The sequence below is a fragment of the Actinomyces polynesiensis genome (assembly GCF_000820725.1).
GTDB classification, from domain to species: Bacteria; Actinomycetota; Actinomycetes; order Actinomycetales; family Actinomycetaceae; genus Pauljensenia; species Pauljensenia polynesiensis.
On sequence record NZ_CCXH01000152.1, the window covers coordinates 1 to 10,907 of the forward strand.

The following is a 10,907-nucleotide window of genomic DNA, read 5'->3' on the forward strand; positions in this document are numbered from 1 at the left end:
CACGACGCCCGCCCCCACCACCCCGGGGGCGGGCGTCCTGCGTCGGATGCTGAGACGGTGTTCCGCATATTATGCATTCCAGTGCATACTCTGTGGGTACACCATCCACGCCCCCAGGAGCACTCCATGCGCAGACTCTCCCCCGTCCTCGCCCTGACAACCGTCGCCGCACTCGCACTCGCCGGGTGCAGCGATCCCGACTCCTCCGGCACCCAGTCCACCTCCGGCGCCGACCAGTCCGGTTCCTCCGCCGCCACGGCCGCGCCGGGCATCACCCCCTTCGACACGACCACGCTCTCCGCCGTCCCCGAGGTCGAGGCACTGGTGCCCCAGTCCGTCAAGGACCGCGACGAACTGCGCAACGGCGCCTCCACCGACTACGCACCCGGTGAGTTCCGTGCGGCCGACGGCCAGACCCCGGTGGGGTACGACGTCGACCCGGTCAAGGCCCTCGCGGCCGTCATGGGCCTGGACAAGGGCACCACCATCCACGCGGAGTTCGCCACGATCATCCCCGCGCTCGGCACCAAGTTCGACATCGGGGCCTCCTCGTTCACCATCACGAAGGAACGCCTCGAGCAGGTGAACATGGTCTCCTACGTCGAGGTCGGCTCCGCCTACGCGGTCGCCGCGGGCAACCCCAAGGGCTTCGACCCCACCGACCCCTGCGGCGCGACGATCGGCGTCCAGAACGGCACCTACCAGCAGGACTACGTCCAGACCCTGTCCGAGAAGTGCACCTCGGACGGCAAGGACGCCATCACCGTCATGCCGCTGGACCTCCAGACCGACGTGTCCACCAAGGTCATCGGCGGCCAGTACGACGCCACCCTGGCCGACTCCACGGTCATCGGCTACACCGTGGAGCTGGCGGGCGGCAAGCTCGAGCAGGTCGGGGACGTCATCGAGTCCGCGCCCCAGGGCATCGCCATCGCGAAGGACGACACCGAGCTCGCGGACGCGGTCCAGGCCGGACTCCAGTACCTCATGGACAACGGCTACCTCACCAAGATCCTGGGTGCCTACGGGGCCGAGGACTCGGCCCTCACCACGGCGGAACTCAACCCCTCGGTCAGCGAGTGAGTCCGGAGGGGGTGCCCACTCCGCGGGCATCCCCTCCCCCCGAGGTGCTCGGCCGTAGACTCGGCCGTGACCATTCCTTGACGTGCATCGAACCCTGACACAGGAGTTGTTGACCATGCGCAGGACATTCGCAGGACTCGCCGCCACCGCCGCCGTGGCACTGCTGGTCACCGGTTGCTCGGACCCGGGCAGCAGTGGTGGCTCCACCTCGGGGGACGGCGCCGCCTCCGGTGGGGACGCACAGTCCAGCAGTGACGCCTTCGACGCCTCCACCCTGCAGCCCGTCCCGGAGATCGAGGCATTGGTCCCCGACTCGGTCAAGGAGCGCGACGTCCTGCGCAACGGCACCGACACCTCCTACGCGCCTGCCGAGTTCCTCGGGGACGACGGTCAGACGCCCGTGGGTTACGACATCGACATCGTCGACGCCCTCGCCCGCCTCATGGGCCTCTCCGGCGCGAAGTCACAGACGGCGGAGTTCCCCGCGATCATCCCGGCCCTGGGGACCAAGTACGACGTCGGTGCCTCCTCCTACACGATCACCGACGAGCGGCTCGAGCAGGTCAACATGGTCTCCTACATCACCGTGGGGTCCTCCTACGCCGTGGCCGAGGGCAACCCCAAGGGCTTCGACCCCTCCGACCCCTGCGGCTCCACGCTCGGTGTCCAGAACGGGACGACGCAGTTCGACTACGCCAACGACCTCGCGGCCAAGTGCAAGGCGGACGGAAAGGCCGCGCTCACCGTGATGCCGCTGGACCTCCAGACCGACGTGTCCACCAAGGTCATCGGTGGCCAGTACGACGCCACCCTCGCCGACACGACGGTCATCGGGTGGACGGTCAAGCAGTCCGGCGGCAAGCTCGAGCAGATCGGGGACGACTTCGGGGCGGCCCCGCAGGGCATCGCCGTCGCCAAGTCCGACACCGAGCTCGCCGACGCGGTCCAGGCCGGACTCCAGTACCTCATGGACAACGGCTACCTCACCAAGATCCTGTCGGCCTACGGGGTCGAGGACGTGGCCCTCACCACGGCGGAGCTCAACCCCGCGGCGAGCGAGTGAGGTGACGGCATGGCCCAGCACACCCTCGACGGCGTCGAACTGATCAACGCCCGGCCGGTCCCCCGGCCCGGACGCGTCGCCTCCGCGGTACTGGTGCGATCCTCGTGGCCATGGCGGTCCACGGGCTCATCACGAACCCGAACTACCAGTGGCCGGTGGTGTGGGAGTGGTTGTTCTCCCGCACGATCATCGTGGGCGTCCTCTACACGCTGCTCCTCACCGCGGCAGCCATGGTGCTCGGCACCGTCCTGGCGCTCCTGGCCGCCGTCATGCGCCAGTCACCCAACCCGGTCCTGCGGGGCGTCTCCTGGTTCTACATCTGGTTCTTCCGCGGGACCCCCATCTACACGCAGCTGATCTTCTGGTCCCTGCTGCCCTCGCTCTACCCCCAGCTCAGCCTGGGCATCCCCTTCGGACCGGAGTTCGTCGTCTTCGAGACCAACAGGGTCCTCACGACCCTGTGGATGGCGATCCTCGGCCTGGGCATGAACGAGGGCGCCTACCTGGCCGAGATCATCAGGGCCGGCCTCAACGCCGTCGACCGCGGACAGTGGGAGGCGGCCACCGCCCTGGGCATGAGACGCGGGCTGATCATGCGACGCATCGTGCTGCCCCAGGCCATGAGGGTCATCGTCCCCCCTCTGGGCAACGAGACGATCTCGATGCTCAAGACCACCTCACTGGTCTCCGCCATCCCCTTCACCCTCGAGCTGACCTTCGCGGCCTCCACGAAGGGGCAGAGCCTGTTCGCCCCGATCCCGCTGCTCATCGACGCGGCCATCTGGTACCTGGTCATCACCTCGGTGCTCATGGTCATCCAGAGCCGCATCGAGCGCCACTTCGGACGTGGCTTCGACACGCGTTCCGGTCAGGCCCGCAAGCAGGACCCGTCCTCCCCCGAGGACCCCCCGAAACCCTCCGTCCTGGACCTGGAGGTCACCCCGTGAGCACCCCGACCACGACCACGACGAGCTCGACCACCGCGATGGTCCGGGCGGTGGGCATCCACAAGTTCTTCGGCGACCTGCACGTCCTGCGCGGCATCGACCTCACCGTCATGCCCGGACAGGTGTGCGTGGTGCTGGGCCCCTCGGGCTCGGGGAAGTCCACCCTGCTGAGGTGCATCAACCAGCTGGAGACCATCAGCGCCGGGAGGCTCTACGTCGAGGGGGAGCTGCTCGGCTACCGCGAGGTCACCAAGGGGGACCGGACGGTCCTCCACGAGCTCCCGGACCGCGAGGTCGCCCGCCAGCGGTCCCGCATCGGCATGGTCTTCCAGCGCTTCAACCTCTTCCCGCACATGACGGCGCTGGAGAACGTCATGGAGGCCCCGGTCCACGTCCTGGGCAGGTCGCGTTCCCAGGCGCGTCAACGTGCCGACGAACTGCTGGCGCGCGTCGGGCTCGCCGACCGGGCCGGGCACTACCCCTCCGAGCTCTCCGGAGGCCAGCAGCAGCGCGTGGCCATCGCCCGCGCGCTCGCGATGGACCCGGAGATCATGCTCTTCGACGAGCCGACCTCCGCCCTCGACCCCGAACTGGTCGGGGAGGTCCTCCAGGTGATGAAGGACCTCGCGGCCTCCGGGATGACGATGGTCGTGGTCACCCACGAGGTCGGCTTCGCCCGCGAGGTCGCCGACAACGTCGTCTTCATGGACGACGGGGTCATCGTGGAGATGGGTCTCCCCTCGGAGGTCATCGACCATCCCCGTGAGGAGCGGACCCGCTCCTTCTTCTCGAAGGTCCTCTGAGGGCAGGGCCGTCCGCGGCGGGGCCCGTCCGGGACACCTCCCGGGGATCAGGCCCCGCGCACGGGCTCGAGGACGGACGGCTCGGCCAGGTCCACCGCGGCCGGCACGTCCCACTCCCCGACCGGACGGTCGTTCCAGGTCAGGGCGTGGAAGCCCGTGGTCTCCCGCCACTCCAGGACCGTGGTGCGGGCGTTGCCCATGGGATGTGCCTCCACCAGCGCCCCGGGCACGTCGTCCGTCAGGTTCGGCGTCAGGGCACGGATGATCGCACCGTGCGCCACCACCGCGGCGGTGGCATCCTCCCCGCCGCGTTCCAGGGCGAGCCCACGGACCTCCTCGATGACCGCCAGGGCACGTCGCAGCAGCAGGTGGCCGTCCTCGGCACCCGGCATGCGCACGTCGAGGTCCCCACTGGCCCACCTCGACATGGTCCCCAGGTAGCGCACCACCGAGGCGGCGTCGGCGTTCATCTCCAGGTCCCCGGCCCGGATCTCGCGGATGCCGGGACGCACCAGTGGCTCCAACCCGTAGCGCTCCAGCAATGGCCGCGCCGTCTGGCGGGTGCGCAGCAGCGGGGAGACCGCCACCAGGCAGGGGCGCGGCGCGACCTCGTCCTCCCACCTGCGGGCGAGTTCCTCCGCCTGTGCCCGGCCCACCGCATCCAGCGGAGCGCCCGGACGCGAGGTGTCCAGCGCCCCGCTCCTGTTCGACGACGTCTGCCCGTGCCGCACCAGCACCAGCCGCATACCTGCTCCCCACCGGGACCCTGCGGTCCCCTCACTCCCAGAACAACCGGTCCATGACCTCGCGGGACCGTCGTGCCGCGCGCAGCCAGTCCTCCTCGAGGGAGTCCTCCGACCCAGCAGGGTAGCCGAGCAGACGCGCCAGGGGCACCAGCTCCCGGTGGTCGCGCGGGAGGACGTCCAGCTTGACCCCCGAGGTCCGACCCGTGGCCAGCACGTTGCCGGCGCGGACCCTCGAGGCCAGGGACCAGGCCTCCCGCAGCGTGTCGGCGTCCTCCGGCGCGACCAGGCCCGCCTCCACCTCGGCCGAGAGGGCACCGAGGGTGCTCGTCGTCCGCAGTTCCTCGACCCGACCCGCGTGGCGCAACTGGATCAGCTGGACCACCCACTCCACGTCCGAGAGCCCCCCGGGGCCCAGCTTGACGTGACGATTGGGTTCGATGCCCCGCGGGAGGCGTTCGGTCTCCATGCGTGCCTTCAGCAGGCGGATGTCCCTCAGCTGGGAGGTGGTGGGCTCGGGGCCGTAGCGGATGGGGTCCACCGTCGCGATGAACTCCTCGAGGAGGTCCCCGGGCCCGGCGGCCGGGCGCGCACGCAGCAGCGCCTGGCGCTCCCAGGTCGAGGCCCAGCGCCCGTAGTACTCCCGGTAGGAGCCGACGGTCCTCGACATCGGACCGGACCTGCCCTCCGGGCGCAGGTCCATGTCCACGCCGAGGCTCATCTGTGCGGTGGTCGTCCCCAGGAGGGCACGCACGCGGTTGGCGACGTGGGTGGCCGCCCGGGCGGCCAGGTCCTCGGGCACCCCCTCGAGGGCCCGGTGGACGACCAGCACGTCCGCGTCGGAGGCGTAGGAGGACTCCTCCCCGCCGTAGCGCCCCATCGCCACCATCGCGATCTCGGCCGCGTGGCTCCCGTGTTCCTCGGCCCACTCGCGACGCGCGATGGTCAGGGCCCCGGCCAGCGCGGCGTCGGAGGACTGTGCGATCCCCGGGCGGGTGGGGGCGATGCCGCTGAGGGCGTCGGCGAGTCCCGCGCGGGTGACCTCACGGGAACGTACGGCACGCACCCGCAGGGCAGCGGTGCGCGCATCGGGGTGGCGCCCCACGAGGGCCGCGACCTCCGCGTCCAGGCGTTGGGGGTCCATCGGCTCCAGGAGGTCGTCGTCGTCCAGCCACGAGATCGCCTCGGGCCTGTTGGACAGGGCGTCGGCGATCCAGCGCGAGTTCGGCAGGACGCGGCACAACCTCGCCGCGGCCACCCCGGAGTCCCGCAGCAGCGCGAGATACCAGTGCGAGTCCCCGATCTGCTCGGAGAGCGTGCGGAAGCTCGCCAGCCCCAGGTCCGGGTCCGCGCCGTCGGCCAGCCAGGAGATGATGACGGGCAGGAGGTGGCGCTGGATGGTCGCCCGCCGTGAGGTGCCCGCGGTGAGCGCGGAGATGTGGGCCATCGCCCCCCGCGGGTCGATGTAGCCGATCGCGGCGAGCCTCGCCCGGGCGGCATCCTGGTCCAGGGCCGCCTCGTCGGGGCTGAGCTGGGCGGTCGCGGCGACGATGGGCTGGTAGTAGACGTCCTCGTGCAGGGCGCGCACACGGGCCCGCACACGGTCGAGTTCAGCGGTCAGGGCCTCCGCCGAGTGGAACCGCGAGGCATCGATCGACCTGCCGATCGTCCGCAGGTCGTGGGGATCGGAGGGGATCAGGTGGGTGCGCCGCATCCGCATGAGCTGGGTGCGGTGCTCCACGGCCCGCAGGAAGCAGTAGCAGGAGGTGAGCTCCGCGCCCTGGGACCGACCGACGTACCCCCCCGCCGTCAGCGCGGCGATGGCGGAGGCGGTGTCGCGCACACGCAGGGAGGCGTCCGTGCGGCCGTGGACCAATTGCAGCAGCTGGACGGTGAACTCCACGTCGCGCAGCCCCCCGCGCCCGAGCTTGAGCTCCCGGGAGGCCTCCCGTCGGGGGATGTTGTCCTCCACCCGCGTGCGCATCGCCCGCGCGTTCTCGACGAACCCCTCCCGCCCGGCGGCACTCCAGACGAAGGGCGCCACCGCCCGCTCGAAGGCGTGGCCCAGGCCGGGGTCGCCGGCGGCCGCACGGGCCTTGAGGAGCGCCTGGAACTCCCAGGTCTGGGCCCACTTCGTGTAGTAGGCGACGTAGGAGTCGATGGTGCGCACGAGCGCCCCGTCACGGCCCTCGGGCCGCAGGGCCGTGTCCACGGTCCACAGGGGCTGCTCGGAGCCGGCACCGGAGCACCCCTGCGCTGCCAGGGCCGCGAGCCGCGTCCCGACTTCGACCACCTCGCGCTCGTCCGCGTCGGAACCCGGGGCGGCCTCGGCGACGTGCATGACGTCCACGTCGGAGATGTAGTTGAGCTCCCGGGCCCCTGTCTTGCCCATGGCGATGACCGCCAGGCGGACCCGGCCGGAGGGGTCGATGTCACGGCGGGCCAGGGCCAGGGAGGCCTCGAGTGCGGCGTCCGCCAGGTCGGACAGACGGCGGCCGACCTCGGGCATGAGTGCCACGGGGTCGGCGACGGTGACGTCGTCGGCGACGATCCCCAGGAGGACCTGACGGTAGGCGCGACGCACCGCGTCCGCATCGGCACCGGGCGCTGCCACCGGCACGGGTGCCACGGGATCGGCCCCGACGGCGCCCATGAGGAACTCCCGCGGGGACGCGGTCTCCTCCCACACGGCCGGGACCCGCTCCGGGTGGGACACGAGGAGGTCGCCGAGTGCGCGACTCGCGCCCAGCACGGCCACCACGCGGGTGGGCCGGTCACCACCGGCCGCGCCGAGCGCGGGGAGGAGGTCCGGGTCGGCCTCGTGCAGGCGCACCGCCTGGAGCAGGGCGAGGTCGGGGTCAGCGGCGCGCGTGAGCAGGGCGAGCCACTGGCTGCGTCCCCCCGGCAGGTCCCCCAGCAGGCGCAGGGCACGGTCCGGCTCGACGAAACCCCCCGAGCGCAGGGCGGTCGCGCTGGGGGCCGGGTCCACGGACATCAGTTGACCTTGACGAACTGTCGGATCTCCTGCGGGGTGATCTGGTTGCGGTACTCCCGCCACTCCTTCTCCTTGTTGCGAAGGACGTAGTCGAAGACCTCCTCGCCGAGCGTCCGCGCCACCAGGTCGGAGCCCCGCATGAGCCCCACCGCCGACTTCAGGGAGGTCGGCAGGGACTCGATGCCGAGCACCTGCCTCTCGCGTTCGGAGAGCTCCCAGACATTGTCCTCGGCCTCGGGGACGAGCTCCGTGCGCTGTTCGATGCCGTCCAGCCCCGCCGCGATGAGGACCGCCAGACCCAGGTAGGGGTTCACCGCGGGGTCGATGCCGCGGTACTCGATGCGCGCCGACTGTCGCTTCGCCGGCTTGTACAGCGGCACCCGCACCAGCGCGGAACGGTTGTTGTGGCCCCCAGCACACGAAGCTCGGCGCCTCACCCCCGCCCCACAGTCGCTTGTAGGAGTTGACGTACTGGTTGGTCACCGCCGACACCTCCCGCGCGTGGGCCAGGAGACCCGCGATGAAGTGCCGACCCGTGGAGGAGAGCTGGTACTCGCCCGAGGGGTCGTAGAAGGCGTTGAGCTCGCCCTCGAAGAGCGAGAGGTGGGTGTGCATGCCGGAGCCGGGCTGGTCGATGAAGGGCTTGGGCATGAAGGAGGCCACCATGTCCTCGCGCAGGGCGACCTCCTCGATGACCGTTCGGGCGGTCATGATGTTGTCCGCCGCTGCCACCGCGTCCACGGCGCGCAGGTCGATCTCGTTCTGGCCGGGTCCCGCCTCGTGGTGGGAGAACTCCACGGAGATCCCCATGTCCTCCAGCATGCGCACCGCCCGGCGGCGGAAGTCGTTGGAGTCCCCCCGCGCGACGTGGTCGAAGTAGCCGGCGTTGTCGATGGGGACCAGGTGGTCGACCGTGACGGGCTTGCGCAGCAGGTAGAACTCGATCTCGGGGTGGACCATGACGGTGAAGCCCATGTCCCGGGCGCGCTCGACCGTGCGCTCGAGTGCCCCGCGCGGGTCCGAGCGGGCCTGGTTGCCGTCGGGGGTCAGGACGTCGCAGAACATCCTCGCCACCTGGTCCTCCGCGCCGCGCCACGGCAGCACCTGGAACGTCGAGGCGTCGGGCAGGAGCAGCATGTCGGACTCGTGGACCCGGGTGAGCCCCTCGATCGCCGACCCGTCGAAGCCGATGCCCTCGCTGAACGCGTCCTCGAGCTCACCGGGGTCGATGGCCACGGACTTCAGCACACCCGCCACGTCCGTGAACCACAGCCTGATGAATCGGATCCCCCGTTCGGCGATCTCCTGGAGCACACGTTCCTGCTGGCGGTCCATCTCCTGGTCTCCTTCTTCCGTCTCTTCCGTCGACGAGGGCGACGCCCCCGGGTGGGGTGCTCCTCCCGGGGGGCGCGTCCCGCAGGTGTCAGGCGCCGTCCCCGGGACGGGCGTCCGCGCCGAAGCCCTTGGAGATGGCGTTGAGCGCCGCGGTGAGCTCCGTGGGGACCACCCACACCTTGGAGGCGTTGCCCTGGGCGATCTGGGGCAGCGTCTGCAGGTACTGGTAGCTGAGCAGGTCGGGGGTGGGGTCGCCCTCGTGGATCGCGGTGAAGACCGTCTCGATGGCCTCGGCGTCGCCCTTGGCCCGGGTGACGGCCGCCTGCGCGGCGCCCTCGGCCCGCAGGATCTGGGACTGCTTCTCTCCCTCCGCCTGGAGGATCTGCGACTGGCGCACACCCTCGGCGGTGAGGATCGTGGCGCGCTTGTCACGCTCGGCGCGCAGCTGCTGCTCCATGGCCTGCTGGATGGTGGGCGGCGGGTCGATGGCCTTGAGTTCGACGCGGTTGACGCGGATGCCCCAGCGTCCCGTCGCCTCGTCGAGGACCCCGCGCAGCTGCCCGTTGATCTGGTCACGGCTGGTGAGTGTCTGCTCCAGGTCCATGGAGCCGATGACGTTCCTCAGCGTGGTCACGGTCAGCTGCTCGATGGCCTGGATGAAGTTCGCGATCTCGTAGGTCGCGTGCATGGGGTCGTTGACCTGGTAGTAGATCACCGAGTCGATCGAGACGACGACGTTGTCGGCGGTGATGACGGGCTGGGGTGGGAAGCTCGTGACCTGCTCCCGCAGGTCGACGCGGCTGGCGATGCGGTCGATGAAGGGGATGACGAGGTGCAGGCCGGCGAACATCACCGAGTGGAACTTGCCGAGGCGCTCGATGACGAGGGCGCGCGACTGCGGCACGACCTGGATGGCGCGGGCGATGATGACGATGACGAAGAGGACGACGAGCAACAGGATGACGGTGCCGATGATGGACTGGTCCATTCCGGGCTCCTTCCGGGAGTCTCAGGTGGTCTGGCGGCGGGGATTCCTCAGGTCTGGTCGGGGGGCGGCTCCACGACGGTCTGGAGGGGGCCCACCACTGCGGTGGCACCGTCGATGCGCACCACCCTCACGTGGGTGCCTGCGGGGGCCTCGGCGCGGTCGTCCGTCCGGGCGCTCCAGGTCTCCCCGTCCAGGCGGACACGCCCCTCGACGCCGGTCAGACGCGTCAGGGCCACGGCCTCGAGGCCGATGAGGCTCTGGGCGTTCGTGCGCACATCGGGGGTGGAGCGCGCGAGGTGACGGCGGGCCCAGGGACGCACGAGGAGCAGCAGCACGATCGCCGACACCGTGAAGACGGCCACCTGCCCCACCAGTGGGACACCGAGTGCCGCGGCCCCCGCGGCGAGGACTGCCGAGATCGCGAGCATGAGGAAGATCAGGTCGACCGTGACCACCTCGACGATGCCGAGGACCAACCCTGCCGCGAGCCACCAGACGAACACCATCATCCCTCATTCCCGGGCGTGGTCCGCCCTCGTGCGTGCCCACCCGGACGGGTGGGACTCAGGCCCTGCCTCGGTTCCCCGTCCCCCGTTCCTCGCGCCCCGGGGAGTGGGCCCACCAGCGTCCGTCGGTGCGCCCGGCACTCAGGGGCAGCCTGAACGCGCGCGAGAGCGTCACCCCCGTCAGCGTCTCCTCGATGGGTCCTGCGGCGAGGATGCGACCCTCCGCCATGACGGCCGCGTGGGTGAAGCCGGGGGCGATCTCCTCGATCTGGTGGGTGACGAGGACCATCTGGGGGGAGGAGGGCGCGGTGGTGTGCTCCTGCAGGGCACCAACCAGGAGCTCACGGGCACCCAGGTCCAGTCCGGCGGTGGGCTCGTCGAGGATGAGGACCTCCGGGTCCGCCATGAGGGCACGGGCCAGCAGGACACGCTGGCGCTCCCCCT

The 10,907-nt window shown here is 70.8% G+C and carries 8 protein-coding genes and 2 pseudogenes; 4 read left to right on the forward strand and 6 right to left on the reverse strand.

Annotated features, from left to right (window positions below):
* Positions 1-126 precede the first annotated feature (126 nt).
* The 4 genes and pseudogenes from TA90_RS06760 to TA90_RS06775 all read left to right on the forward strand — a co-directional run bounded on the left by TA90_RS06760 (position 127) and on the right by TA90_RS06775 (position 3,896).
* Entirely contained in the window at positions 127-1,083 is a 957-nt protein-coding gene (locus TA90_RS06760) for an ABC transporter substrate-binding protein (RefSeq protein WP_043535307.1), read from the forward strand.
* Between the two features lie 115 nt (positions 1,084-1,198).
* Positions 1,199-2,146, forward strand: a complete 948-nt coding sequence (locus TA90_RS06765) for an ABC transporter substrate-binding protein (RefSeq protein ID WP_043535308.1) — start codon at positions 1,199-1,201, stop codon at positions 2,144-2,146.
* A 9-nt stretch (positions 2,147-2,155) separates the two neighbouring features.
* Positions 2,156-3,093: pseudogene (locus TA90_RS06770) on the forward strand (amino acid ABC transporter permease).
* A gap of 38 nt (positions 3,094-3,131) precedes the next feature.
* Complete coding sequence (locus TA90_RS06775) at positions 3,132-3,896, forward strand: amino acid ABC transporter ATP-binding protein (protein ID WP_043535313.1); 765 nt, start codon at positions 3,132-3,134, stop codon at positions 3,894-3,896.
* A gap of 47 nt (positions 3,897-3,943) precedes the next feature.
* On the opposite strand, the gene TA90_RS06780 is transcribed toward TA90_RS06775, so the two are convergent.
* From TA90_RS06780 to TA90_RS06805, 6 genes and pseudogenes are all read right to left on the reverse strand, one after another.
* On the reverse strand, positions 3,944-4,642 hold the full coding sequence (locus TA90_RS06780; RefSeq protein WP_052450603.1) for a histidine phosphatase family protein: 699 nt from the start codon (positions 4,640-4,642) through the stop codon (positions 3,944-3,946).
* Between the two features lie 31 nt (positions 4,643-4,673).
* The gene (locus tag TA90_RS06785; RefSeq protein WP_043535310.1) at positions 4,674-7,634 is read right to left on the reverse strand and encodes a bifunctional [glutamine synthetase] adenylyltransferase/[glutamine synthetase]-adenylyl-L-tyrosine phosphorylase; all 2,961 of its coding nucleotides are present in this window, start codon (positions 7,632-7,634) and stop codon (positions 4,674-4,676) included.
* A pseudogene (locus TA90_RS06790) lies at positions 7,634-8,969 on the reverse strand (glutamine synthetase family protein). Before TA90_RS06790 ends, TA90_RS06785 begins: the two are co-directional and overlap by 1 nt.
* An 88-nt stretch (positions 8,970-9,057) precedes the next feature.
* Complete coding sequence (locus tag TA90_RS13190) at positions 9,058-9,957, reverse strand: SPFH domain-containing protein (RefSeq protein WP_052450604.1); 900 nt, start codon at positions 9,955-9,957, stop codon at positions 9,058-9,060.
* Between the two features lie 47 nt (positions 9,958-10,004).
* Positions 10,005-10,466, reverse strand: coding sequence for an NfeD family protein (locus tag TA90_RS06800; RefSeq protein WP_231550689.1), 462 nt, complete (start codon positions 10,464-10,466; stop codon positions 10,005-10,007).
* A 55-nt stretch (positions 10,467-10,521) separates the two neighbouring features.
* Positions 10,522-10,907: AAA family ATPase (locus TA90_RS06805; RefSeq protein ID WP_043535311.1), on the reverse strand; the 386-nt coding region annotated here is incomplete at its 5' end.